Origin of the sequence: Shewanella mangrovisoli (assembly GCF_019457635.1) — a bacterium.
Lineage (GTDB): Bacteria > Pseudomonadota > Gammaproteobacteria > Enterobacterales > Shewanellaceae > Shewanella > Shewanella mangrovisoli.
Map to the genome: position 1 here is coordinate 3,617,847 of NZ_CP080412.1, position 25,771 is coordinate 3,643,617.

At 48.2% G+C, this 25,771-nt stretch carries 15 protein-coding genes, 3 tRNA genes and 3 rRNA genes; 9 read left to right on the plus strand and 12 right to left on the minus strand.

All coding sequences use genetic code 11. From position 1 onward, the window contains the following. Window positions 1-67: 67 nt before the first annotated feature. Both K0H60_RS15820 and K0H60_RS15825 read right to left on the minus strand, forming a co-directional pair. Entirely contained in the window at window positions 68-2,917 is a 2,850-nt protein-coding gene (locus K0H60_RS15820) for a M16 family metallopeptidase (protein ID WP_220056315.1), read from the minus strand. A 141-nt stretch (window positions 2,918-3,058) separates the two neighbouring features. Beyond that, window positions 3,059-3,484, minus strand: coding sequence for a YqaA family protein (locus tag K0H60_RS15825; protein WP_220056316.1), 426 nt, complete (start codon window positions 3,482-3,484; stop codon window positions 3,059-3,061). A gap of 287 nt (window positions 3,485-3,771) precedes the next feature. On the opposite strand from K0H60_RS15825, the gene K0H60_RS15830 reads away from it, so the two are divergent. Together K0H60_RS15830 and K0H60_RS15835 are read left to right on the plus strand one after the other, a co-directional pair. Further along, window positions 3,772-5,025: a dicarboxylate/amino acid:cation symporter gene (locus K0H60_RS15830; RefSeq protein WP_220056317.1), complete on the plus strand. Its 1,254-nt coding sequence runs from the start codon at window positions 3,772-3,774 to the stop codon at window positions 5,023-5,025. A 161-nt stretch (window positions 5,026-5,186) separates the two neighbouring features. Then, window positions 5,187-5,354: a hypothetical protein gene (locus K0H60_RS15835; RefSeq protein ID WP_011623730.1), complete on the plus strand. Its 168-nt coding sequence runs from the start codon at window positions 5,187-5,189 to the stop codon at window positions 5,352-5,354. Window positions 5,355-5,403: 49 nt separating this feature from the next. Here the strand turns inward: K0H60_RS15835 and K0H60_RS15840 are convergent, their stop codons facing one another. The 7 genes from K0H60_RS15840 to pssA all read right to left on the minus strand — a co-directional run bounded on the left by K0H60_RS15840 (window position 5,404) and on the right by pssA (window position 15,955). Next, window positions 5,404-6,534 carry a sodium ion-translocating decarboxylase subunit beta gene (locus K0H60_RS15840; protein ID WP_220056318.1) on the minus strand — a complete coding sequence of 377 codons (1,131 nt, stop codon included), beginning with the start codon at window positions 6,532-6,534 and terminating at the stop codon, window positions 5,404-5,406. A gap of 8 nt (window positions 6,535-6,542) precedes the next feature. After that, window positions 6,543-8,378 (minus strand): sodium-extruding oxaloacetate decarboxylase subunit alpha, encoded by a 1,836-nt coding sequence (gene oadA, locus K0H60_RS15845; protein WP_220056319.1) that lies wholly within the window; start codon window positions 8,376-8,378, stop codon window positions 6,543-6,545. Between the two features lie 11 nt (window positions 8,379-8,389). Then, the gene (locus K0H60_RS15850; RefSeq protein ID WP_434086675.1) at window positions 8,390-8,602 is read right to left on the minus strand and encodes an OadG family protein; all 213 of its coding nucleotides are present in this window, start codon (window positions 8,600-8,602) and stop codon (window positions 8,390-8,392) included. 846 nt (window positions 8,603-9,448) lie between these two features. Continuing rightward, window positions 9,449-9,564, minus strand: a 5S ribosomal RNA gene (gene rrf, locus K0H60_RS15855). 127 nt (window positions 9,565-9,691) lie between these two features. Beyond that, a 23S ribosomal RNA gene (locus tag K0H60_RS15860) occupies window positions 9,692-12,583 on the minus strand. Window positions 12,584-12,892: 309 nt separating this feature from the next. Next, window positions 12,893-14,433, minus strand: a 16S ribosomal RNA gene (locus K0H60_RS15865). Together the 16S, 23S and 5S rRNA genes form the textbook arrangement of a ribosomal RNA operon. A 703-nt stretch (window positions 14,434-15,136) precedes the next feature. Then, window positions 15,137-15,955 carry a CDP-diacylglycerol--serine O-phosphatidyltransferase gene (gene pssA / locus K0H60_RS15870; RefSeq protein WP_220056321.1) on the minus strand — a complete coding sequence of 273 codons (819 nt, stop codon included), beginning with the start codon at window positions 15,953-15,955 and terminating at the stop codon, window positions 15,137-15,139. Window positions 15,956-16,046: 91 nt separating this feature from the next. Here pssA and K0H60_RS15875 point away from each other — a divergent pair, with 91 nt between their 5' ends. Further along, entirely contained in the window at window positions 16,047-16,511 is a 465-nt protein-coding gene (locus K0H60_RS15875; protein ID WP_011717991.1) for a DUF4124 domain-containing protein, read from the plus strand. 182 nt (window positions 16,512-16,693) lie between these two features. Here the strand turns inward: K0H60_RS15875 and clpB are convergent, their stop codons facing one another. The 3 genes from clpB to rluD all read right to left on the minus strand — a co-directional run bounded on the left by clpB (window position 16,694) and on the right by rluD (window position 21,127). Beyond that, on the minus strand, window positions 16,694-19,267 hold the full coding sequence (clpB, locus tag K0H60_RS15880; protein WP_220056322.1) for an ATP-dependent chaperone ClpB: 2,574 nt from the start codon (window positions 19,265-19,267) through the stop codon (window positions 16,694-16,696). A 117-nt stretch (window positions 19,268-19,384) separates the two neighbouring features. Next, window positions 19,385-20,152, minus strand: coding sequence for a peptidoglycan editing factor PgeF (gene pgeF / locus K0H60_RS15885; protein WP_220056323.1), 768 nt, complete (start codon window positions 20,150-20,152; stop codon window positions 19,385-19,387). A gap of 3 nt (window positions 20,153-20,155) precedes the next feature. Continuing rightward, window positions 20,156-21,127, minus strand: a complete 972-nt coding sequence (gene rluD / locus K0H60_RS15890) for a 23S rRNA pseudouridine(1911/1915/1917) synthase RluD (protein ID WP_011623739.1) — start codon at window positions 21,125-21,127, stop codon at window positions 20,156-20,158. A gap of 122 nt (window positions 21,128-21,249) precedes the next feature. On the opposite strand from rluD, the gene K0H60_RS15895 reads away from it, so the two are divergent. The 6 genes from K0H60_RS15895 to hmpA all read left to right on the plus strand — a co-directional run bounded on the left by K0H60_RS15895 (window position 21,250) and on the right by hmpA (window position 25,729). Beyond that, window positions 21,250-22,011 carry an outer membrane protein assembly factor BamD gene (locus K0H60_RS15895; RefSeq protein ID WP_088210383.1) on the plus strand — a complete coding sequence of 254 codons (762 nt, stop codon included), beginning with the start codon at window positions 21,250-21,252 and terminating at the stop codon, window positions 22,009-22,011. A 220-nt stretch (window positions 22,012-22,231) separates the two neighbouring features. Further along, window positions 22,232-22,307, plus strand: a tRNA-Phe gene (locus K0H60_RS15900). 55 nt (window positions 22,308-22,362) lie between these two features. Further along, window positions 22,363-22,449 (plus strand) — tRNA-Leu (locus tag K0H60_RS15905). A 44-nt stretch (window positions 22,450-22,493) separates the two neighbouring features. Then, a tRNA-Leu gene (locus tag K0H60_RS15910) sits at window positions 22,494-22,580 on the plus strand. A gap of 163 nt (window positions 22,581-22,743) precedes the next feature. Further along, the gene (locus K0H60_RS15915; protein ID WP_220056324.1) at window positions 22,744-24,369 is read left to right on the plus strand and encodes a methyl-accepting chemotaxis protein; all 1,626 of its coding nucleotides are present in this window, start codon (window positions 22,744-22,746) and stop codon (window positions 24,367-24,369) included. Window positions 24,370-24,535: 166 nt separating this feature from the next. Beyond that, on the plus strand, window positions 24,536-25,729 hold the full coding sequence (gene hmpA / locus K0H60_RS15920) for an NO-inducible flavohemoprotein (protein WP_220056325.1): 1,194 nt from the start codon (window positions 24,536-24,538) through the stop codon (window positions 25,727-25,729). The last annotated feature ends 42 nt before the right edge of the window (window positions 25,730-25,771 follow it).

The following is a 25,771-nucleotide window of genomic DNA, read 5'->3' on the forward strand; positions in this document are numbered from 1 at the left end:
AGACTGGCAGCGAGGTTGTGCTGCACAATTAGCTTGTCTGCAATTTATATTGGGTCGAAAAGCTAATTTACAATACTAAAGTTTCAATTGGATAGCCTAAAGTTGCTAAATCTGCTTCAATTTTAGCCTTATCCCCGACAACTAAGATGATCATTTTCGAGATATCTAGCTCGGAAGCCGCGAGGGCATTGAGTTCATCTTTTGTTACAGTATTTATAATTTTGTCCTGCTCGGTAGTAAAATCTTGGCTCAGCTGGTAACGCTGGATCATCCGCATAAAGCCGGCCTTCTGATAAGGCGTCTCATAATCCAATGCTTGCCCTTGGGAAACCGAGTTACGCATAAAGCCGAGCTCAGTATCTGTCATCCCATTCTGCTGATAGGCTTTGATCTCTTTGATAAATTCATTTACCGCCTTGGCCGTCACATCGGTACGCACATCACTCGAGGCCACAAAGTCACCGACTTCGACGCCACCGGTGAATGAGCTACGAGCCCCATAGGTATAACCCTTGTTCTCACGTAAATTGAGGTTAATACGGCTATTGAAGGCACCACCAAGCGGATAGTTCATCAGGTAAGATTTGAAATAATCGCCTGTTGCATCATAGGGTAAGGCACGTTTCGCAATGTTAATCACCGACTGAGCGGCGCCCTGTTTATCGATCAGATAGATAGTCCCGCCCTTCAGAGCTGGGAATGACTTGAGTGGCGGCAATGTACTCGCCTCCCCTTGCCATTGACTCAATCTAGCAAGCTTAGGAAGTAATGCATTTTCTGGCAGATCCGCTACCGTAATGATTTTAGCGTTTGCACCACGGTACTGTTCAGCATAAAACGCCTTCACATCCGCAAGAGTCAGCGCAGCAACGGAATCTAAGGTCCCCGCATCACTCACGCCTTGAGCGTTATTCTTACCATAAAGCAAGCTATACAGCGCAGAGTTGGCGACATAGCCAGGATCTGACTGCATATGCTGAATTTGCTGCAACTGTTGTTGCTTAACCCGCGCAAAGTCGGCCTCGTTAAACGCAGGCTGGAACAGCTTTTCTTCTAAAATGGCTAAGGTTTCATCCAAGTGCTCGGTAAGCGCCGACACCTTAATCATGCTCTGGGTTTCGGAGGCACTAAAGTCCACCGTACTGCCGAGCATCTCAAGCGCCTGCGACAACTGCTCGGTTGAGCGCTTTTGCGTCGACTCATTCAGCATCTCAGCGGTTAGGCTTGCCAGCCCAGCCTTTTCAACGGGTACTAATCTGTGTCCGCCGTTAAGATAAATCACTAACTCCACAGTCGGGGTTTCGCTGCTTTGAGTGCCCATCACTTCGATGCCATTGGCTAACTTAGTGGTCCAAATCGTCGGGACTTTAAGCACGGGCGCCGCGCCAGAGGCTGGCATTTTGGAGCGGTCGAAACTTGACACCAACTTGGCAGCGGGTAAATCCCCCTCTACAGCCGTATCCGCCACAGGCAAGGTTTGAGGGGTGAAGTTATCCGGATGAGCGACTAAAGCCGTCATTCCCTGTGGCACCACACTCATCACCACCATAGGCTTGTCTTTGATGTACTTTTTAAATACCCGCATCACATCGTCTTTGGTCACATTGGCGTAGCGCGCAAGGTCTACTGCAATCTTATTCGGCTCACCAAACATGGTTTGATTCAAGGCAAGCATAGACACTTTGCCCTTTACGCTCTGCAGGCCAAAAATGGTATCGGCCTCAAACTGCACTTTCACTTTTTGCAGGTCATCATCAGTCACACCGCGCTGCTCAAACTCATTAATCGAGTCGAGAATACGCTGCTCAAGTTCGGCTAGGGTCGCACCTTTTTGCGGATTGGCTAAGGCATAAATCGACATCTGGCAGGCTAACTCTTGGCAGGGTTGGCTCACGCTTGCCTGTACTGCATAACCATCCTTAACCAAGTTTTTGTAAACGAGTGAGGTTTTACCGCCACCGAGGATATTGGCTAATAAATCCAGCGCGGCTTCATCGGGATGGCTGGCATACACAGTCGGAAAGCCGATACGGATCAGCGGCAGATGCACGTTATCTTCCATCGAGATATAGCGCGTCTTATCGAGCGTAACTAAGGTCTTAGGCTCTGGCTGAACCTCAGGGCCACGGGGGATTTCACCAAAGTATTTGTTTACCCAGGCTAAGGCTTGCAGCTCATCAAAATCGCCGCCAATCGTCAGTGTGGCATTATTCGGGCCGTACCAGCGCTGGAAAAAGTGTTTCACATCATCCACTGTGGCGCGGTTAAGATCCTCAGGCCAACCGATCACAGGCCAAGAATAGGGATGACCGACCGGGAACATCGCCTGATTAAAGCGCTCGCTCATTCGGCCATAGGGTTGATTATCAATACGTTGAGCACGCTCGTTTTTCACTGTCTCGCGCTGTACTTCAAACTTTTCGCTGGTTAGTGCCGGCAACAAAAAGCCCATGCGGTCAGACTCGAGCCAGAGCATTTTCTCAAGCTGATTGCTAGGGACTGTCTCAAAGTAGTTGGTTCTGTCGGTATTGGTTGAGCCGTTCAGCGTGCCACCCGCCTCGGTCACCACCTCAAAATGTTGCTCATCGGCGACGTGCTCAGAGCCCTGGAACATCATATGCTCGAATAAATGGGCGAAGCCTGAACGGCCAGCGAGCTCACGGGCCGAGCCGACGTGATAAGTCACATCGACATGCACTAAGGGATCGGAATGATCTTGATGCAAAATAACCGTTAGACCATTGGCAAGCTGATATTTTTTAAAGGGAATACCGACTTCAGAGTCCTTCAGTTGCACATTTTCAATTAACTTTACGCCCGCGGGTAATTGAGTTGAGGTTTGGCTGGCACAACCTGCGAGTGCGGCGGAGATCGCGACCGCTAATATCCATTTTTTCAAGGTATTCCCCTTATACATCAATAGGCTAAAAAATTAGCCCCTGTAGAATGCTCGGTATCAATAATGAGTTCAGACTCATTAAACCCTGCAAAGTTCCAAGTAATACAAGGACTTCCTTTGCAGCCTTATCATCCTTTAACCGAACAACACGTTTAAAAACTAACTAAACCAATGTAATGTGGCGGCCGCCACAATAAGGTAACGCAGGGTTTTGCCGATCAAAATCATCACTAATGCGGGGAGCGCCCTAAGCTTTAACCATCCCGCCAATAAACATAATAGATCGCCAATCACTGGCGCCCACGACAACAATAACGACCAAACACCGTAACGCTCAATAAGGGCTAAGGCTTTGGCATGCTTTCCCTCACTTAGGGCCTCGGGGGACTTTGCAAACCGACCGAACCTCCCTAGATAAAAACTCGTCATCGCCCCTAAGGTATTGCCCACACTGGCCACCACCACTAATGCGACCCAAGCTTGCGGCGCTTTATTCAGCAACGCAATCAGTAAAACTTCTGATCCTCCCGGTAACAAGGTCGCGGCTAAAAAAGCCCCAGAAAACATCATGCTTAATTCAGACATAAAAGCTTACCCTATGAAATTACTGCTCTTTCACGCTATCAAACAGTGAGCTACCACAGCGTTAAAAGGATGTAGCGACTAACCATTTCACAACAAACTCATTTATCACAATAAGTTATAAGAAAATCGGTTTGTTATAACCCTATCACAGCCGATACAATGCCTTTAATGGCAAAAAATGTCCTGTACCTGACTCGTCGCTTGGTATAAGTTCATTCACTTCAAGTGGATACTCATACTAGCATCTCAGGTCCATGGGCTTGTAATGATATATTTTTGGAAAACGCATGATCCTTCAAACCATTAGCCGCATTCCTTTTTGGCAAAAAGTCCTCGCAGGCTTTATTTTAGGTGCGCTCGTTGGCGTACTTTTAGGCGAAACCGCTACCGTGCTTAAACCCCTTGGCGATTTGTTTATCAGCGCCATTAAGATGCTGGTTGCGCCACTGGTCTTCTGTGCGATTGTGGTCAGTATCACCTCGCTCGGCTCTCAAACGAATCTCAAACGCTTAAGTCTTAAGACCTTAGGCATGTTCATGCTGACAGGCACTGTCGCCTCACTGATTGGTTTAGCGGTTGGCTCGCTTATCGATATGGGCGGCACAATGCAACTGGCCACCACGGAAGTGCGTGAGCGCAATATTCCAGGCTTTGCGCAGGTGCTGCTCGATATGATCCCAGTCAATCCCTTTGCCTCACTGGCGGATGGAAAAGTGCTGCAGATCATTGTATTTGCTGCATTAGTCGGTATTGCCATCAACAAAGTTGGTGAGAAAGCAGAGCCACTAAAACGCACCATCGAAGCGGGTGCCGAGGTCATGTTCCAACTGACACGCATGGTGCTTAAACTCACCCCAATTGGCGTATTTGGTTTAATGGCTTGGGTAGTGGGTGAATATGGTTTATCGACCCTATTACCTCTAGGCAAATTTATTGCAGCCATCTATATTGCCGCCCTTATCCATATGATTTTTGTCTACGGCGGACTGGTTAAATTTGCCGCGGGCTTAAGCCCTGTGCAATTTTTCCGTAAGGCCATGCCTGCGCAATTAGTGGCTTTTAGTACCTCTTCAAGTTTCGGCACTCTGCCCGCCAGTACCAGAGCGGTTGAAACCATGGGCGTATCAAAGCGTTATAGCGCCTTCGTTATGCCGCTCGGCGCCACCATGAACATGGATGGCTGTGGTGGTATTTACCCTGCAATTGCCGCGATTTTTATCGCTCAAATTTACGGTATTCCACTCGACACCTTAGATTATGTGATGATTGCCGTCACAGCCACTGTTGCCTCCGTCGGTACCGCTGGCGTGCCAGGCAGCGCCATGGTGATGTTAACTGTTACCTTAGGCGTGATTGGTTTGCCCCTAGAAGGTATCGCCTTTATTGCCGCCATCGACCGTATTATCGATATGATCCGCACTGCGACCAACGTCACAGGCGACATGATGACCGCAGTGGTGATTGGCAAATCTGAACATGAGCTTGATGTTGAGCAGTTTTACAGCAACGAGACTCAAACGGCTGCGATTGCCGATAATTAATCTCTCACGATAAATCATTAAAGATTTATCCAATAAAAAAGACCGCTTAGATGCGGTCTTTTTTATTATCCGTATTTCACTTATTGCGAATAAAACATCCATGACTTTCGGCTAAACAAGCTGTTAAACTCTTCACTTATTGACTAAAAGTAGAATGAAACATGACTAAACTGTTTTTATTCCCGCTTATCCTTTGCTTGCTGTGGATACTGTTTTTAAAAGCCAATGGTTTACCGCTGGCGCAAGGAAAACGTGGCTTCATCTACATAATAGCCATCAGCGGCACGGTGATTTTGCTGCTTATGCTGCTCCTGTGGTTAACGGCTTAAAAGCCTATTGGTTCACAATAGGCTTTGCTCTAGCCTCCAAATTCGCAGCTTAGCCAAGCACAGCCAGTAAAATCCCCGCCGCCACCGCAGAGCCTAATACCCCAGCAACGTTTGGCCCCATGGCGTGCATCAGCAAAAAGTTATGGTGATTAGCCTCTAACCCCACTTTATTCACTACCCTTGCCGCCATTGGCACTGCCGATACGCCCGCCGCGCCAATTAACGGGTTGACCTTACCGCTGGTTAATTTGCACATCAGTTTTGCCATCAGCACCCCTGCAGCGGTACCAATCCCGAATGCCAACGCGCCCAGAACCAAGATCCCCAAGGTTTCGACGCGCAAGAATTGCTCCGCAGAAAGTTTAGAACCAACGGCTAAGCCTAAGAAAATCATGACGATATTAATCAGCTCGTTTTGCGCCGTTTTCGATAATCTATCTACCACACCCGACTCACGCATTAAGTTTCCAAGGCAAAACATACCAACCAAAGGAGTCGCTGCGGGTAAGAATAAAATCGTTAAGCCCAATACCATCAGCGGGAAAATGATCTTCTCCTTCTTACTCACCTCCCTGAGCTGTTCCATCTTTATCTCACGCTCGGCTTGGGTCGTGAGTAGACGCATGATCGGCGGCTGGATAATCGGCACCAACGCCATATACGAATAGGCTGCCACAGCAATCGCTCCCAACAACTCAGGCGCAAGCTTAGAGGCAAGGAAAATCGCCGTAGGTCCATCCGCGCCACCGATAATGGCAATGGCTGCGGCATCCTGCATGGTAAATTCAAAACCAGGCACCAAATTTAGCGCTATCGCCCCAATTAAGGTTGCAAAAATCCCAAACTGCGCCGCTGCGCCGAGTAGCAAGGTCTTTGGATTGGCAATCAGCGCACTAAAATCTGTTAGCGCTCCGACCCCCATAAAGATCAGCAGTGGAAACACCCCGGTTTCAATCCCAACATGGTAGGCGTAATACAGCATACCGCCCTCATCGGTAAAACCCGCGTTGGGAATATTTGCCAGCACAGCACCAAAACCAATGGGTAACAGCAGTAGAGGCTCAAAGCCACGCACTATCGCAAGGTATAACAGCAAGGCGCCTACAGCCATCATTAGAGCTTGCCCTGCAGTAAAATGGGCTATGCCCGTTTCGGCCCAGAAAGCCAGTAAACCATCCATAACGACTCCTAGGCTAAGGCCAATAATTGAGAACCCACTGCAACCGAATCCCCTTCCTTCACAAAGAGATGGGTAATAATGCCATCCCCCTGTGCGCGGATTTCGGTTTCCATTTTCATGGCCTCTAGGATGATAACGACATCGCCGGCGCACACCTTGTCACCAATACCAACATGCACTTTGAAGATATTGCCCGATAGGGGCGCACTCATCTTAAGTTTCACTTCACTGGTTTGAGGCACTGGCGCAGCACTCGACTGAGAAGGATTAGTTTGACCAAGCTGCTGTGCGGCTTGACCTTGAGCTTGGATTTGACTGATTTCGCCACCCTCGGCGACTTCAACCACATAAGTTTGCCCCTCAACCGTGACGGTATAGGTTTCGGCCTCACGTGGCGTAGCAGGTAACACTGACGCAAGTTCAGGTTTTGGCTCAAAGGCGGTTGGATCGTGACGGTGCTTTAAAAACTGTAAGCCAATCTGCGGGAAGAGCGCATAGATGAGTAAATCATCGTCCAGAGACTTTTCATTACTCTCTGAGACGAGACTAATCCCTTGGTCCTGCGCCTTTGATAATAACTCCGCACGCAAGTTTTCAAGTTCTGGTGAAAGTAAATCAGCAGGACGGCAGGTTATCGCCGCCGCGCCGTTTAGCACTCTGGCCTGCAACTCGAGATTAACTGGGGCTGGAGTGGCGCCATATTCGCCCCTTAACACGCCTTCAGTCTCTTTCGTCAACGATTGATATCTTTGCCCCATCAGTACGTTGATAACCGCCTGTGAGCCAACAATTTGCGAGGTTGGGGTAACCAAAGGCAGAAAACCTAAATCCTGACGTACCCGAGGGATCTCCTCCAGCACAGCATCGAGCTTATCGGCCGCGCCTTGTTCTTTGAGCTGACTCTCCATGTTCGTCAACATGCCACCGGGCACTTGAGCGCGAAGAATGCGTGAATCAATGCCCTTTAACGCCCCTTCAAACTTGGCGTACTTTTTCCGCACCTCACGGAAATAAGCGGCAATATCTTCAAGCAAGGCAAGGTCATAGTGAGTTTCACGCTCAGTCTCCGCCACCATAGCAACCACAGTTTCAGTTGCCGTATGACCATAGGTTTGGCTCATGGAAGAAATCGCGGTATCGAGCACATCGATTCCCGCCTCTATCGCCTTTTGATAGGTAGCAGTACTCAGGCCAGTGGTGGCGTGACAATGCAATGAGAGCATGAGTTGAGTTTGTGATTTTAAGCGACTGATAAGCTCAAAGGCTTCCATCGGCTTGAGTAGACCCGCCATATCTTTAATGCACAGCGAATGGCAGCCCATGTCCTCAAGACGCTTTGCCATATCGACCCATGTATTAACCGTATGAACGGGGCTGGTCGTATAAGAAATTGTGCCCTGCGCGTGCCCACCGACATCACGCACCGCCTTTACCGCCATCTCAAGGTTACGCACATCATTCATCGCATCAAAGATACGGAACACATCCACACCATTGGCATGGGCACGTTCGACAAAACGTGTCACTAAATCATCGGCATAATGGCGATAACCCAAAAGGTTTTGTCCGCGCAGTAACATTTGCTGAGGCGTATTAGGCATTAACTTTTTCAACTCACGGCTCCTGTCCCAAGGATCTTCACCCAAATAACGAATGCAGGCATCGAAGGTCGCTCCGCCCCAAGACTCGAGCGACCAAAATCCCACTTTATCTAGCAGAGGTGCAATCGGAAGCATGTCATCAATGCGTAAACGCGTTGCTAAAATAGACTGATGTGCATCCCTCAAGACAACATCGGTTAACTGTAATGGCTTAGACGCCACAATCGAATTTACTCGGTTCATATGGCGCTCCATTATTTAGCCTGAGAACGATACTGCTGGACGGCTAAGCTGATCGCAGCCACCAATTTAGGATCCAAGGTGTTTGCAGCTCCGATTGAGCTCGCATCATTCACCTTTAACGGCTCTGCTACTTTGGGCTCTTCACGGCACCACTTAGCAACCAGATGTACACCTAATATCAATACACTTAAAAATAAATAGACTAGCCCCATGCCCAATAACATGATGCCAACAGCATCTAAAAGCTGTTGTGTTAGCTCCCCTTTCACGTCAGTACCTCCTCCAGCTTCTCAACCCACATCAAGTATTAAATTTACAACTACACAACATATCCATTGATAGCAAACTCAATCGCTGAATGTAAATTGGTAAGACCAATTTACATAAGATCAGCAACAAGTGTCTGAGGGATCCTTAGTGAACGAGCGATAAAATGAATATTCGTTAATGAAACAGTAAAGCAGAGATTTTTGTTGAGGAGTGAGGACGGGATAAAGATACGAGCCAAGATACAACTAAAAGCAAACGGGCTGACAATAAGGCTCAAAATCTCCCTTAAACGAGCATACAAAAAGTACGAGCTTTGAATTTAACGATTAGTCCTATAAGAACAAAAATCACAGGAACCTCAATATGGTGCGCTACAGTATTTGGACCAAGCTGATATTTAAAGGAATGATGCTAAAAGTGTTGAAGAATGAAGAAAACGGAGCAAAAAGTCGCTCTCTATTAACACTGCATATGAGGCAATAAATTAAAGAAGTCAGTAATTAGAGAAGTATTTTGAAGAATAGAACGTTGAAATTGAAAACGCCAAAAACAAAAAAGCCAGCTTCTTCAGCTGGCTTTATTGTTTAATTAGGCGCTTGGCAATGACCTACTCCCACATGGGGGTGAAATCATAGCACTATAAATACGCAGTATTTAGCCATGAATTGAACGCGAAGAAGCTTGTCTTCGTAGCTGGGGAGCCCGCTTAGCGGCGGGTCGACATAGAGGTAGCTTTTCGCGGAGCGTATAAACACAAAAGCCCCAGCGGTTTATGCTAGGGCTTTTCTGTTTATTTAGGCGCTTGGCGATGACCTACTCTCACATGGGGAGACCCCACACTACCATCGGCGCGATTGCGTTTCACTTCTGAGTTCGGGATGGGATCAGGTGGGACCACAATGCTATTGTCACCAAGCAAATTTGTTATTCACTACCCGTCTTATCGTCGCAGGCAGTAAATGAATTCAGAAAGCTGTTTGAGTTGCACTTCTTAAGTGTTTGTATTCAAGCTAAGTACTCTTAGCAAAACCCATCTGGGTTGTATGGTTAAGCCTCTCGAGTCATTAGTATCAGTTAGCTCAACGCCTCACAACGCTTACACACCTGACCTATCAACGTCCTAGTCTCGAACGGCTCTTTAGTGGACTTAAAGTCCAAGGGATGACTCATCTTGGGGCTCGCTTCCCGCTTAGATGCTTTCAGCGGTTATCGATTCCGAACATAGCTACCGGGCAATGCCATTGGCATGACAACCTGAACACCAGCGGTTCGTTCACTCCGGTCCTCTCGTACTAGGAGCAACTCCCCTCAATCATCCAACGCCCACGGCAGATAGGGACCGAACTGTCTCACGACGTTCTGAACCCAGCTCGCGTACCACTTTAAATGGCGAACAGCCATACCCTTGGGACCGACTTCAGCCCCAGGATGTGATGAGCCGACATCGAGGTGCCAAACACCGCCGTCGATATGAACTCTTGGGCGGTATCAGCCTGTTATCCCCGGAGTACCTTTTATCCGTTGAGCGATGGCCCTTCCATTCAGAACCACCGGATCACTATGACCTACTTTCGTACCTGCTCGACGTGTCTGTCTCGCAGTTAAGCTGGCTTATGCCATTGCACTAACCGTACGATGTCCGACCGTACTTAGCCAACCTTCGTGCTCCTCCGTTACTCTTTGGGAGGAGACCGCCCCAGTCAAACTACCCACCAGGCACTGTCCTTAACCCCGATTAGGGGCCCAAGTTAGAACATCAACACTACAAGGGTGGTATTTCAAGGACGACTCCACGAGAACTAGCGTTCCCGCTTCAAAGTCTCCCACCTATCCTACACATGTAGGGTCAATGTTCAGTGCCAAGCTATAGTAAAGGTTCACGGGGTCTTTCCGTCTAGCCGCGGGTATACGGCATCTTCACCGCAATTTCAACTTCACTGAGTCTCGGCTGGAGACAGCGTGGCCATCATTACGCCATTCGTGCAGGTCGGAACTTACCCGACAAGGAATTTCGCTACCTTAGGACCGTTATAGTTACGGCCGCCGTTTACCGGGGCTTCGATCATGAGCTTCTCTTGCGATAACCCAATCAATTAACCTTCCGGCACCGGGCAGGCGTCACACCGTATACGTCATCTTGCGATTTTGCACAGTGCTGTGTTTTTGATAAACAGTTGCAGCCACCTGGTATCTGCGACTGCCGTCAGCTTAGGGAGCAAGTCCCATCACCAACAGCAGCGTACCTTCTCCCGAAGTTACGGTACCATTTTGCCTAGTTCCTTCAGCCGAGTTCTCTCAAGCGCCTTGGTATTCTCTACCCGACCACCTGTGTCGGTTTGGGGTACGATTCCCGCTAACCTGAAGCTTAGAAGATTTTCCTGGAAGCATGGCATCAACTACTTCATCCCCTTGGGGACTCGTCATCAGCTCTCAGTGTATAGTGACCCGGATTTGCCTAAGTCACCCACCTACCACCTTAAACGCGGACTACCAACGCCGCGCTAGCCTAGCCTTCTCCGTCTCTCCATCGCAGTTAGCGGAAGTACAGAAATATTAATCTGTTTCCCATCGACTACGCCTTTCGGCCTCGCCTTAGGGGTCGACTCACCCTGCCCCGATTAACGTTGGACAGGAACCCTTGGTCTTTCGGCGAGGGGGTTTTTCACCCCCTTTATCGTTACTCATGTCAGCATTCGCACTTCTGATACCTCCAGTGTGGGTTACCCCTTCACCTTCAACGGCTTACAGAACGCTCCTCTACCGCGCAACCCTAATGGATTGCACCCGTAGCTTCGGTGGTATGTTTAGCCCCGTTACATCTTCCGCGCAGGCCGACTCGACTAGTGAGCTATTACGCTTTCTTTAAATGATGGCTGCTTCTAAGCCAACATCCTAGCTGTCTAAGCCTTCCCACATCGTTTCCCACTTAACATACACTTTGGGACCTTAGCTGACGGTCTGGGTTGTTTCCTTTTGACGACGGACGTTAGCACCCGCCGTCTGTCTCCCGGATAGCACTCTTTGGTATTCGGAGTTTGCAAAGGGTTGGTAAGTCGGGATGACCCCCTAGCCTTAACAGTGCTCTACCCCCAAAGGTGTTCGTCCGAGGCGCTACCTAAATAGCTTTCGAGGAGAACCAGATATCTCCCGGTTTGATTGGCCTTTCACCCCCAGCCACAAGTCATCCGCTAATTTTTCAACATTAGTCGGTTCGGTCCTCCAGTTGATGTTACTCAACCTTCAACCTGCCCATGGCTAGATCACCGGGTTTCGGGTCTACGCCTTGCAACTAAACGCGCAGTTAACACTCGGTTTCCCTACGGCTCCGCTATTCGCTTAACCTCGCTACAAAACGTAAGTCGCTGACCCATTATACAAAAGGTACGCAGTCACGGTCTCAAGAACCGCTCCCACTGCTTGTACGTATACGGTTTCAGGTTCTATTTCACTCCCCTCACAGGGGTTCTTTTCGCCTTTCCCTCACGGTACTGGTTCACTATCGGTCAGTCAGGAGTATTTAGCCTTGGAGGATGGTCCCCCCATATTCAAACAGGATATCACGTGTCCCGCCTTACTCGTTTTCATCAAAGGTTAGTTTTCGTGTACGGGGCTATCACCCTGTGCCGCTGGACTTTCCAGACCATTCCACTAACACCCCTCTGACTTAAGGGCTAATCCCCGTTCGCTCGCCGCTACTAGGGGAATCTCGGTTGATTTCTTTTCCTAAGGGTACTTAGATGTTTCAGTTCCCCTCGTTTGCCTCGCAACGCTATGTATTCACGTTACGATAACAGCTTATGCTGCTGGGTTCCCCCATTCGGACATCGTTAGCTCAAATGCTTGTTACTAGCTCGCCAACGCTTTTCGCAAGTTACTACGTCCTTCATCGCCTCTGACTGCCAAGGCATCCACCGTATACGCTTAGTCGCTTAACCATACAACCCAAATGAGTTTCACATCACTTGCGCTGTTGCGACCAGCTGGTTTTACTTGTCTCATCTTCGACCAAGAAGATGGACTCGCCTTAGACTTGAATATTCAAGACACTTAAAAAGTGTTTTAAGAACTCAATTTTTCGTATTAACACAACGACAGACATCATTGTATTAATTACTATCAGCTTTCCAAATTGTTAAAGAACAATGCTTACCGGCAAGCGGTGCATTTCGCTCTCCCTCCTCTTTCGAGAAGTTCAACAAGCCATCTGTGTGAACACTCAACAAACATCGAGTTAGTCGTATAGGTAAGGAGGTGATCCAGCCCCAGGTTCCCCTAGGGCTACCTTGTTACGACTTCACCCCAGTCATGAACCACAAAGTGGTGAGCGCCCTCCCGAAGGTTAAGCTACCCACTTCTTTTGCAGCCCACTCCCATGGTGTGACGGGCGGTGTGTACAAGGCCCGGGAACGTATTCACCGTGGCATTCTGATCCACGATTACTAGCGATTCCGACTTCATGGAGTCGAGTTGCAGACTCCAATCCGGACTACGACGAGCTTTGTGAGATTAGCTCCACCTCGCGGCTTTGCAACCCTCTGTACTCGCCATTGTAGCACGTGTGTAGCCCTACTCGTAAGGGCCATGATGACTTGACGTCGTCCCCACCTTCCTCCGGTTTATCACCGGCAGTCTCCCTAGAGTTCCCGCCATTACGCGCTGGCAAATAAGGATAGGGTTGCGCTCGTTGCGGGACTTAACCCAACATTTCACAACACGAGCTGACGACAGCCATGCAGCACCTGTCTCAGAGTTCCCGAAGGCACTAAGCTATCTCTAGCGAATTCTCTGGATGTCAAGAGTAGGTAAGGTTCTTCGCGTTGCATCGAATTAAACCACATGCTCCACCGCTTGTGCGGGCCCCCGTCAATTCATTTGAGTTTTAACCTTGCGGCCGTACTCCCCAGGCGGTCTACTTAATGCGTTAGCTTGAGAGCCCAGTGTTCAAGACACCAAACTCCGAGTAGACATCGTTTACGGCGTGGACTACCAGGGTATCTAATCCTGTTTGCTCCCCACGCTTTCGTGCCTGAGCGTCAGTCTTTGTCCAGGGGGCCGCCTTCGCCACCGGTATTCCTCCAGATCTCTACGCATTTCACCGCTACACCTGGAATTCTACCCCCTCTACAAGACTCTAGTTTGCCAGTTCGAAATGCAATTCCCAGGTTGAGCCCGGGGCTTTCACATCTCGCTTAACAAACCGCCTGCGCACGCTTTACGCCCAGTAATTCCGATTAACGCTTGGACCCTCCGTATTACCGCGGCTGCTGGCACGGAGTTAGCCGGTCCTTCTTCTGTAGGTAACGTCACAGCTGCAAGGTATTAACTTACAACCTTTCCTCCCTACTGAAAGTGCTTTACAACCCGAAGGCCTTCTTCACACACGCGGCATGGCTGCATCAGGGTTTCCCCCATTGTGCAATATTCCCCACTGCTGCCTCCCGTAGGAGTCTGGGCCGTGTCTCAGTCCCAGTGTGGCTGATCATCCTCTCAGAACAGCTAGGGATCGTCGCCTTGGTGAGCCATTACCTCACCAACTAGCTAATCCCACCTAGGTTCATCCAATCGCGGAAGGCCCGAAGGTCCCCTCCTTTCCCCCGTAGGGCGTATGCGGTATTAGCAGTCGTTTCCAACTGTTATCCCCCACGACTGGGCAGATCCCTAGGCATTACTCACCCGTCCGCCGCTCGCCACCTCAGGAGTAAACTCCCTTGTGCTGCCGCTCGACTTGCATGTGTTAGGCCTGCCGCCAGCGTTCAATCTGAGCCATGATCAAACTCTTCAATTAAAAGTTTTGTGAACCCGAAGGTTCGGCTCAATGAATTCTGATTTGTCGTTTCAACTCAAAAGCCAAAACAAACTGTACATATTGCTATGAACACTCATTCATTGATGTAAATTTTGATTACTCGCCAAACGACAGAGTAATTTCGATTAACTCAACACCTGTGAGTGTCCACACAGATTTCTTGTTTAGATTGTTAAAGAGCATTTGACCATTCACTTCGCGTTACCGCTCAGCGGGTCAGGGCTGCGTATTCTACGCATTTCCCATTTGGCGTCAAGGCGTTTTTGCAAACTTCTTGATGCTTTCGAATCAAGTGCACATTTTGCATTCGATTCGCACTGATACCGCATTCGCTTTCGCTGTCCGCCGTGTCAGTGGATGCGCATTATAGGCAGCAGAACTTTTTGTGCAAGGGCTTTTTTAACAAATTACGTCAAGTGAACAAATAACCAGCAAAACGGCAAGTATCGGATAAATATGCTGCAATCTTTGTCACTTGGGTTGATAAGTTTGGCATACGCGGCATGGATGTGCAGGGAATTCTATAGACTGAATAGCCTTAAGAAAGGACGCTTTAAAACTTTTGCATATATAGATGTATATATGTCGGATGAGAAAAACGGTTCAAGAGTAACGAATAGCGACTCTTGAACCGTAGAACTAACTCATGGAATAAAAGCTTGTGAATGTAGGAACTGTCGGCCTAAGGCTTATCCGCAGAATTTGTCGAACTCTTGGCCCCCTCTCCCGCGTCCAGCTCCTTTTCATGCTCTCCATCGCCCACAATGTGTGCCACTTTTAGTTTTCTCACGGTACGAATAGTGATCACTGGCCCAGAGATGGCGTAGAGGTAAAAACCAATACAGAGAATTAATGCTGGTTGCACCGACACCACCACAAACACGCCAACCACAAATAAGATAGCAATGAAATTCACTTTGCCGCGCCAGTCAATTTCCTTAAATGAGTGATAACGGAAATTACTCACCATTAATAATCCCGTAATAGCCGTAATCAATCCGGCTATCCAACTGATATTCTTACCATCAAGGCTATATTGATTGCCAAGCCAAATGCTACCTGCAATAACTGCCGCAGCCGCAGGACTCGCTAAGCCTTGAAAATAACGTTTATCTGCCACGCCTACCTGAGTATTAAAACGAGCAAGCCTTAATGCAGCGCCCGCACAATAGATAAATGCAGCCAGCCAACCTACCTTGCCTAAATCCGCAAGCGCCCAATTATAGGCGAGCAACGCAGGCGCCATACCAAATGACACCATGTCCGCCATGCTGTCATATTCGGCACCAAAGTCACTTTGCGTATTCGTTAACCTTGCCACTCTGCCGTCTAAGCCATCGCAAATCATGGCCACAAAAATCGCAATCGCCGCCGCTTCAAAGTTAGCATTCATAGAGGCAATCACAGCATAGAAACCGGAAAACAAGCCTGCAGTGGTGAATAAATTTGGCAGTAAATAGATACCTTTATTCTTTACTGTTTGATTCGAAGAATTTTGCATACACTTATAAAGCTATGAGCTGAAATGGAAGTAGGCTTCAAGATAGCATATTTTACTATCATGTCGATGGTGGCCCTTAGGGATGATTTTTATGTTAAGAAAAGCCAAGGTTAGCGCAATGTTTCTGCGGATTGCATGCTTAATGCTGCTCACTCAGCCCGTATTAGCTGGGGTGATTTACACTTGGGTTGATGAGAATGGTGTCACCCATTACAGTCAACAACCACCGGAGCAGGAGCAATCTAAAACGCAGCAACTTTATAGCGAAGATATCGAGCCAGGTAAGATTGGCTATATCGCTCCCGTTAAAAAAGATGCCCCCCCTGAAATGTCCGAGTCCGAAAAGTCGGCGGCGTTAATTAAAGAGAAAGACGCTAAGCAAGCCGAAGCGATTTGTGAAAATGCTAAACATAATTTAGATGTGTTAACGACTCATACCAAACTTACCCGTCAAGCAGACGGTAATAAAGAACCTGTCGCGATGACAGAAGAAGAACGCCAAGCGGCAATTAGCGAGAATCAGCAGCGGATAAAACTGTTTTGCAATAAGAAATAATGCTCTACGTTTGTTATAGGATCGACCGAAGCCTTAATAGCAAAGCCACGCTACTGCTAGCCACTCTTTTAGGGTTAGCGAACACTTTATCAGTAGCATATAGATATAAAAAAACCGAAGTCTAAGACTTCGGTTTTTTGTTTAGGTTAAGCAGCATTTAGCACGGTAACCATCCGCGCAAATTATTGCTCGAATACCAACTCACCATCGACGCAACTGACCTTGATAGGTTTGCCGGGCAGTAAATCGCCACGCAGTAATTTTTGCGCTAATGGGTTTTCTATCTCTTGCTGCAAGGCACGTTTCAGCGGTCTTGCGCCATAAACCGGGTCGAAACCAATTTCGGCGATTAACGATAATGCCTCGTCGGTGATCTCCAGCGTATAGTCTTTCTCTGCCAAACGCTTACGCAATGAAGCAATTTGGATAGAAGCAATATGCTTGATATTTTCCGCATCCAAGGGATGGAATACCACAGACTCATCGATCCGGTTTAAGAACTCGGGTCTAAAGCTATGGGTAACTACATTCATCACCGCGCTCTTCATTTCGCTGTAACTTAGGTGACCGAATCCTTCTTGGATAATGTCAGAGCCTAAGTTTGAGGTCATGATGATCACCGTATTTCTAAAATCGACGGTACGACCTTGACCATCGGTTAAGCGGCCATCATCCAACACCTGCAGCAAAATGTTGAACACGTCTGGGTGAGCCTTTTCCACCTCATCGAGCAAAATCACTGAATAAGGTTTACGGCGCACCGCTTCAGTTAAGTAACCGCCCTCTTCATAGCCGACATAGCCTGGAGGCGCACCAACTAAACGGGAAACCGCATGTTTCTCCATAAATTCAGACATGTCGATGCGCACTAAGGCCGATTCCGTATCGAAGAGGAACTTAGCCAACGACTTACATAGCTCAGTTTTACCCACACCGGTTGGTCCTAAGAACAGGAACGAACCAATAGGACGATTCGGATCGGCAAGCCCTGCGCGGCTACGGCGAATCGCATTGGCGACCGCATCCACGGCTTCGTTTTGGCCAATCACCCGCTCATGCAGTGCCACTTCCATTTGCAGTAGCTTTTCACGCTCGCCTTCAAGCATCTTAGAAACCGGAATCCCCGTCGCCTTTGATAGCACTTCGGCGATTTCTAAGTCAGTGACTTTATTGCGTAGCAGCGTCATGTCCTGCATTTCGGCTTGCGATGCTAAGTCCAGTTGCTTTTCAAGCTCTGGAATACGGCCATATTGCAGCTCGGACATACGGGTTAGATCGCCCGCGCGGCGTGCCACTTCTAAATCCATCCGAGCTTGTTCGAGGTCAGCTTTAATATGCTGAGTCCCCGCTAGCGCCGCTTTTTCGGTGCGCCAGATTTCATTAAGCTCCGACGCCTTAGCCTCAACCTCATGTAACTCGACGCGTAAATGGTCGAGTCGACGGCGGCTCGCCTCATCGTTTTCTTTGGCTAATGCCTGCTCTTCCAGTTTCAACTGGATAGCACGACGCTCCAATCTGTCGAGGGATTCAGGCTTAGAATCCATCTGCATACGGATGCTCGATGCCGCCTCGTCAATCAAGTCGATCGCTTTATCGGGTAATTTACGGTCCGACACATAACGGTGCGACATAGTCGCCGCCGCCACAATCGCCGGGTCGGTAATTTCCACATGGTGATGCAGCTCGTAACGCTCTTTGAGACCACGCAAAATCGCAATGGTATCTTCAACGCTAGGCTCATCCACTAGTACTTTTTGGAAGCGGCGCTCAAGGGCGGCATCCTTTTCAATATATTGACGATATTCGTCGAGAGTGGTCGCGCCCACACAGTGAAGATCGCCACGGGCCAGCGCAGGCTTTAACATATTGCCCGCATCCATGGCGCCATCGCCTTTACCCGCGCCCACCATAGTGTGCAACTCGTCGATAAAGAGGATTACTTGGCCTTCTTCCTGTGCCAGCTCGTTAAGCACGGCTTTTAAACGCTCTTCAAACTCACCACGGTATTTAGCGCCCGCAATCAGTGCGCCCATGTCTAAGGATAAAACGCGTTTATTTTTAATTCCTTCAGGCACTTCACCGTTCACAATACGCTGAGCGAGGCCTTCAACAATCGCGGTTTTACCCACGCCAGGCTCACCAATCAACACAGGGTTGTTTTTACTACGGCGTTGCAACACTTGAATGGTGCGGCGGATCTCATCGTCACGGCCAATCACAGGGTCGAGTTTGCCCTGCTCGGCACGCTCGGTGAGATCGACAGTGAACTTTTTCAGCGCTTGGCGTTGGTCTTCCGCGTTAGGATCATCCACATTCTGACCACCGCGCACTTGCTCAATGGTTTGCTCCAGCAGCTCTTTGGTGGCGCCGGATTTCTTTAAGCATTGCGCTAAGGCATCGCTGCCTTCGAGTGCAGCTAAGACAAACAACTCACTGGAGATATATTTGTCTTTGCGCTTTTGCGCCAACTTGTCGCACAGGTTTAATAAGCGAATTAAACCTTGGGATAATTGCACATCGCCGCCAGTGCCTTCGACTTGTGGCAGACGTTCAAGCTCTTGGCTCAAGAGCGAGCGCAGCGCACTCACCCGAATGCCAGCTTGGGTTAACAAAGGATGGATTGAACCAGAATCCTGGTTGAGCAGCGCCATCATCAAATGTAACGGTTCGATAAACTGATGATCACGCCCGAGCGCGAGCGACTGGGCATCTGAGATGGCAAGCTGAAATTTATTGGTCATACGATCGAGTCGCATACAGCCTCCTAAAACTCACAAATGAGGTATAACATTTTGTTAGTTAAAAGATGGGGGCTATTTAACCGATTTCAAGCAAGACGGCGGGAAATTAATACAAATTGTAGGGGAATAAACCTAAGACTTAAGCCAGATCAATGACGCCATGCGGCCAGTGATTTTATCGCGGCGATAAGAGAAATAATCTGGGTTAGAGACAGTGCAGATATCGGCGCTGTAGACCTGCTTAATGCCAAGTTGCTTTAAGCGCAATTTAGCCAATCCGATAATATCGGCGAGGTATTTATCAGGCTTAGTTGCCTGACATTGAGCGACAAAGCAGTTTTCGGCGTTTGGAACTGTTGCCATAAAAGCCGCGCGCACCTCGGCACCAACCTCAAAGGTCTTGGGCCCAATGGCAGGCCCTAGATAGGCAATCAGCTCACTCGGCTTAGAGGCAAATTTTGCCACACTCGCCTCAATCACCCCATCACAGAGTCCACGCCAGCCAGCATGGGCAGCGGCGACTTCAGTACCTTGTTGGTTACACAGAAGTACTGGCAAACAGTCGGCGGTCATCACCACACAAACCCGTCCAGCAAGGTCGGTATAGCTGGCATCGGCCACCAAAGGTGGCGTATCTTGCACTTCTTGGGCAAGATTGATTGGGGCGATATCGGCCAAATCAACCACATGAGTGCCATGGACTTGCTCCAACCACACTGGCTCAGTCACAAGCCCTAACTGCTTTGCCAAAATGCCACGATTAGCCAATACCTGCTGCGGCGCATCCCCCACATGCAGCCCTAAGTTCAGGCTATCGTAGGGCGCGAGACTCACACCGCCGTGGCGGTCAGTCATCGCAATTGCCACATTATCCGGTACAGGCCAATCGTGAAGCAGCATAGCTTAGTACTCGACAGGGTGTTCTAAGGTATCTTGACGCAGCGCTTTAGTCAGAATCACCATGTCTTCAGGGATAGGCGCGGTCCAGCTCATGATTTCACAGGTCACAGGATGCGCTAACTCCAGACGCACCGCATGGAGCGCTTGGCGTTTAAAGTTTTTCAGGATCTCGAAAAACTCAGGGCTTGCTGCTTTTGGTGGTTTTGGACGACCGCCATAAACTGGGTCGCCCACCAACACATGGCCAATATATGCCATATGCACGCGGATTTGGTGAGTACGGCCCGATTCTAAACGCAATCTTAAACGGGTGTGATTACGGAATTTTTCCGCCACACGGTAGTGAGTCACCGCAGGTTTACCCGAATGATGCACCGCCATGTGGGTGCGTTTTGTCGGATGACGACCAATAGGTTCATCGACTGTACCGCCCGCCGTCATAGTGCCGAGGACAATCGCCTCATACTCACGGGTGATTTCACGGGCTTGCAACGCAGCCACTAAATGGGTTTGGGCTTCAACCGTTTTGGCCACCACCATCAAACCTGTGGTGTCTTTATCCAGACGATGCACAATACCCGCACGTGGCACGTGCTCAATATTAGGGCAGTGATGCAGCAGGGCGTTCATCAGAGTGCCATCGGCATTGCCTGCACCGGGGTGAACCACTAAGCCCGCCTGTTTATTGATGACTAAGATATCATCGTCTTCATAGACAATATCCAGCTCAATAGCTTGTGCGGCCGCATGCACTTCTTCTTCGAGCGTGGCATTAATTTCAATGCGCTGCAGCTCGAATACCTTTTCACGCGGCTTATTCACCATCACGCCATCAACATAGACTGCATCAGATAGGATCCATTCCTTGATGCGTGTGCGCGAGTAATCTGGGAACAACTCAGCCAGTGCTTGATCCAATCTCAGGCCAGTTTGTGTTGCCGAAATCTCGCTTTTTAGATTAATCTCTTGTGTCATAGGAACCGTATCCCCATTTTGGGGTCAAAAAATGTGTGCTATCTGTTACAATCGAATGCTTTCTATTTTATCGTGAAATGGAAAAATTCTTAACTACAACTTATAAAGAATTGAATTCAAGTATGTATAAATTCTCCAAAGGCTTAACCTTAGTCCTATTTTCGCTAGCGTTATCAGCCTGTAGCAGCAGTCCTGAAGATAACGATATTGCCGCCAAAACCTCACCTGATGTGCTCTATTCTCAGGCAAGAACCTCCATGGAACTTGGCAATTACTCTAAAGCCGTCCGTTCATTGGAAGCGTTAGACTCACGCTTTCCCTTCGGACCACATAAAACTCAGGTTCAGTTAGATCTGATTTATGCCTATTACAAAATGGACGATGTTGCCTCTGGCATTGCTAACATTGACAGATTCATCCGTTTAAACCCAACTCATCCTAATATCGACTATGTCTACTATATGCGTGGACTCGTCAATATGCAGGCGGACAGCTATCTGTTCCACGATATGTTGAATATCGATAGAACCGACCGCGATCCTAAAAATGCTCAAGATGCCTTTAAGGATTTTGATCGTTTAATCAAAACCTATCCCAACAGCAAATATGCTGCCGATGCGCAAAAACGCATGTTGTCGCTGAAAAACCGTTTAGCAAAGTATTCCATTCAAGTTGCTGAGTATTATCTCAAAATGAACGCTTGGAGTGCTGCGGCCGTTCGTGCTCAATCTGTGTTGGAAACATATCCCGGCACCCCTTCAACGGAACGTGCACTGGAGATTATGGCAGAAGCTTATGGCGAGTTAGGTCAGAACCAACTGAAGCAAAACGTGCTCATGGTAATGCAAGCTAACTTCCCAAACAACGAAATCTTATCGAACTAAGCGTAAATGCCCCTTTATAAGGGGCATTTTTTTTATCTTAAGTTCACCGTTTGATGCCCCTTCCCTTTTGGGTTCTGCAGCGCGCCAAGTTCCGTTTCATCTGGGTAAGAGTCAATAAATACGCTATTCGAGTAAAACTTATCCAACCGCACTACTTTTTACATTATTTCGTAAAAATCAGTTGACTCAAAAGCCGAAAAGCCTTTAAATTGCGCCCGTCGCCCGAATAGCTCAGTCGGTAGAGCAGAGGATTGAAAATCCTCGTGTCCCTGGTTCGATTCCGGGTTCGGGCACCATCTTTAAATTGGTTGCCTTAGCGACCAGTGTTAAAGAATCGCAATAAAGTACAGTGCAGGTGTGGTGGAATTGGTAGACACGCTAGCTTCAGGTGCTAGTGCCCTTGCGGGCGTGGAGGTTCAAGTCCTCTCACCTGTACCAAATTGCGATTCAAATTAAAATTCGACACAATGTCGAATACCAATGCAGATGTGGTGGAATTGGTAGACACGCTAGCTTCAGGTGCTAGTGCCCTTGCGGGCGTGGAGGTTCAAGTCCTCTCATCTGTACCAACATTTAAACCTCGCTTAGCGAGGTTTTTTTGTATCTGCGATTAAATTTCCTTAAGTAACTTATCACCTTCCTTAAATTTGCTATAACTATTCATACAGACTCATCATAGGGACAGCTCGAGCTCTGCCTAAAGGACTCCCTTGTTTCACCGAGGAAATCCATATGAATGGTCTACAAATAAAACAAAAGATGTTTATTGGCATTCTCGTGCCACTCCTAATGCTACTGACTATCGGTTTTATCGCTATCAATATGATGGGAAAAATCGAATATGGTGTCGAACGCATCTATAACGACCGAGTCGTCCCCCTTGATGATCTCAAAGTGATTGCCGATAAATATGCCGTCGATGTGATTGATGCGGTGAACAAGGCTAATGCTGGCGGTTTTACGGCTTCTCAGGCCATCAATGCCCTTGAAAGTGCTAAATCCACAGTCAATCAACGCTGGCAGAAATACCTATCAACTGAGCTTACCAAGGAAGAATCGCAACTCGCGCAGCAAGCTGAGCGTTTATTTACTCCCGCCAATGAACAAATAGAGCAGTTAATCACGTATCTCCGGAGAATAAATGGCGATGTGGTGCATCAACTGAACGACAAAATATTACCTTTGTATAACGCCATCGATCCCATCAGCGGTAAAGTCTCCGAACTGATTGATCTGCAAATTAAGATCGCCGGTCAGGAGAAAGATGGCGTAAACGGTATTTACCAATCCTCCATTTCTATTTTTATCACCCTCGCGGGTATCGCCATGCTGATCAGCATAGTGATTGGGCTCTGGGTGAATCGCAGCGTGATGAATCCGATCCGTGATATTGTTGAAAATCTTAAGACGATACGACAAGACTCTGATCTCACTGTTAAGTTTAAAACCTTCAACGACGATGAACTCGGGCAGATCTCCACTAGCCTGACTCAAGTGATTGAACATTTGCGGGGCATTTTGCACTCAATTGCCGAAGCCGCAAACACGGTCAATAGCTCAGCGACTGAGCTGAGCAGTTTTACCCAAGCGACCAATAAACGTATGCAGCAGCAACAGGCGGAAACCGAACAAACGGCAACGGCCATGAATGAGATGACGGCCACAGTTGCTGAAGTGGCTCAAAGCGCCGCAGCGGCCGCAGATTCTGCCAAGGATGCGGATAGTTATGCCGCCAACGGTAATCATATTGTGATGCAATCCATCACCAGCATGTCACAACTTTCTGAGCAAATTCAAAAAACGGCGCAAGTGATTGGCTTTTTATCCAATGAAAGCCAAAACATAGGTCGAGTATTGGATGTGATCAAAAGCATTGCCGAACAAACCAATCTACTGGCATTAAATGCGGCGATTGAAGCCGCCCGCGCCGGAGAGCAAGGTCGAGGCTTTGCGGTGGTCGCCGACGAAGTCAGGACATTAGCGCAGCGCACCCAAAAATCGACCCAAGAAATTGAAGCGATGATCGCCACTCTACAACAAGGCGTAAAAGAAGCGGTGAATGCGATGGAAGTGGGGATTAATCAAGTGGATGATGCCAACGATAAGGCGAATCAAGCTGGCCAAGCGTTAAAAGAGATTGTCGCCTCCGTCGACAATATCACCGAGTTAAATACTCATATCGCCACGGCTGCCGAGGAGCAAAGCAGCGTGGCCGAGAGCATCAACCGCAGCATTATCGCCATCAGTGATATTGCCGAACACTCCACTAACTCAGCCTTAGAGTTGAGTGAATCCGTACTTAATCTCACAAAACTTGCCAACAGTATGCGTAATCAGGTGAGTGCATTTAGGCTTTAACATTTCTTCGTAGGCACAGGTTCACTGTGCCTACGACTTCATTACTCAATACCTATCTTCACAAAAATCACACCTAACAGTTTTAGGTGTGATTTTTATTGATCCAAATCAAATGTATCTTTAAACTTAAATAACATTCATAAATAAAGCATGTTAAGGATTCATTATGTTGGATAGCCGTACCATCCAAGTGATTAAAAGCACCATTCCCCTACTCGAATCTGCTGGTCCCGCACTCACTCAACATTTTTACGAACGGATGTTTAAACACAATCCTGAGTTAAAAGATGTATTTAACTTGGCACATCAGCATTCAGGCGGTCAGCCCGTCGCGCTATTTAACGCAGTTGCGGCCTATGCCAAAAACATTGATAACTTAGGTGCACTCGGTTCGGCTGTAGAGCGCATTGCCCACAAACACACAGGATTTTTAATCCAACCAGAACAATATGCGATTGTCGGTAGCCACCTATTGGCGACACTCAAAGAGCTGGGTGGAGAAGCCGTCACAGAAGAAGTATTAACGGCATGGGCCGATGCCTATGGATTTTTAGCCAATATCTTTATCAATCGTGAAGCGCAGATTTATCAAGAAAGTGCTCAGCAGGATGGCGGCTGGTCGGGAGTGCGTGAATTTATCATCAGTGAGAAAAAAGCCGAGTCCTTAGAAATAGCCTCCTTTGTATTAACGCCCGTGGATGGCAAAGCGGTAAAAGACTTTGTTCCAGGACAATACTTAAGCATTAAGGCGCAACATCCTAAGCTTGCCTTCGATGAAATTCGCCAATATTCACTCTCGGATGCTCCGAATGGTCAGAGCTATCGGATCACGGTAAAGCGAGAACTTAATGGCCAAGTATCAAATCTACTGCACGATGTACTGCAAGTCGGTGACACACTTTCAGTTATGCCACCTGCGGGCGATTTCACTTTAGCGGTTCAAGCTGAAACACCTGTCGTATTGATTTCAGCTGGAGTTGGGCAAACGCCAATGAAGAGTATGTTGAATCAGCTACTAAAACTAAAACACCCAAGCACAGTGACTTGGTTACATGCCTGCGAACACGGTGAAGTGCACGGGTTTAAATCGGCCATCAAAAACAAACTCGGCCAACATGCGAATCTTGCCAGCCATGTATGGTACAGAGAGCCGACAAAGGCTGATGTGTTAGGCCAAGATTATGATTTTGTAGGCACAATGAACTTAAACTCCGTGGCCGATAAAATCGTGGCTAATGCACATTACTATTTCTGTGGCCCGATTGGCTTTATGGCCTCGATCAAACAGCAATTACTCGCCCTAGGTGTACCTAACGAGCAAATGCACTATGAAGTTTTTGGCCCCCATGCCGAACTCTAAGGCTGCAACGTCGTTATCCATCATCAATAGATAGTTAAAGTA

Bases quoted from the DNA above. Each gene is read 5' to 3' on its own strand.
- K0H60_RS15820 (WP_220056315.1), bottom strand. From the start codon at position 2,917: ATGTATAAGGGGAATACCTTGAAAAAATGGATATTAGCGGTCGCGATC.
- K0H60_RS15825 (WP_220056316.1), bottom strand. From the start codon at position 3,484: ATGTCTGAATTAAGCATGATGTTTTCTGGGGCTTTTTTAGCCGCGACC.
- K0H60_RS15830 (WP_220056317.1), top strand. From the start codon at position 3,772: ATGATCCTTCAAACCATTAGCCGCATTCCTTTTTGGCAAAAAGTCCTC.
- K0H60_RS15835 (WP_011623730.1), top strand. From the start codon at position 5,187: ATGACTAAACTGTTTTTATTCCCGCTTATCCTTTGCTTGCTGTGGATA.
- K0H60_RS15840 (WP_220056318.1), bottom strand. From the start codon at position 6,534: ATGGATGGTTTACTGGCTTTCTGGGCCGAAACGGGCATAGCCCATTTT.
- oadA (WP_220056319.1), bottom strand. From the start codon at position 8,378: ATGAACCGAGTAAATTCGATTGTGGCGTCTAAGCCATTACAGTTAACC.
- K0H60_RS15850 (WP_434086675.1), bottom strand. From the start codon at position 8,602: ATGTTATTGGGCATGGGGCTAGTCTATTTATTTTTAAGTGTATTGATA.
- pssA (WP_220056321.1), bottom strand. From the start codon at position 15,955: ATGCAAAATTCTTCGAATCAAACAGTAAAGAATAAAGGTATCTATTTA.
- K0H60_RS15875 (WP_011717991.1), top strand. From the start codon at position 16,047: ATGTTAAGAAAAGCCAAGGTTAGCGCAATGTTTCTGCGGATTGCATGC.
- clpB (WP_220056322.1), bottom strand. From the start codon at position 19,267: ATGCGACTCGATCGTATGACCAATAAATTTCAGCTTGCCATCTCAGAT.
- pgeF (WP_220056323.1), bottom strand. From the start codon at position 20,152: ATGCTGCTTCACGATTGGCCTGTACCGGATAATGTGGCAATTGCGATG.
- rluD (WP_011623739.1), bottom strand. From the start codon at position 21,127: ATGACACAAGAGATTAATCTAAAAAGCGAGATTTCGGCAACACAAACT.
- K0H60_RS15895 (WP_088210383.1), top strand. From the start codon at position 21,250: ATGTATAAATTCTCCAAAGGCTTAACCTTAGTCCTATTTTCGCTAGCG.
- K0H60_RS15915 (WP_220056324.1), top strand. From the start codon at position 22,744: ATGAATGGTCTACAAATAAAACAAAAGATGTTTATTGGCATTCTCGTG.
- hmpA (WP_220056325.1), top strand. From the start codon at position 24,536: ATGTTGGATAGCCGTACCATCCAAGTGATTAAAAGCACCATTCCCCTA.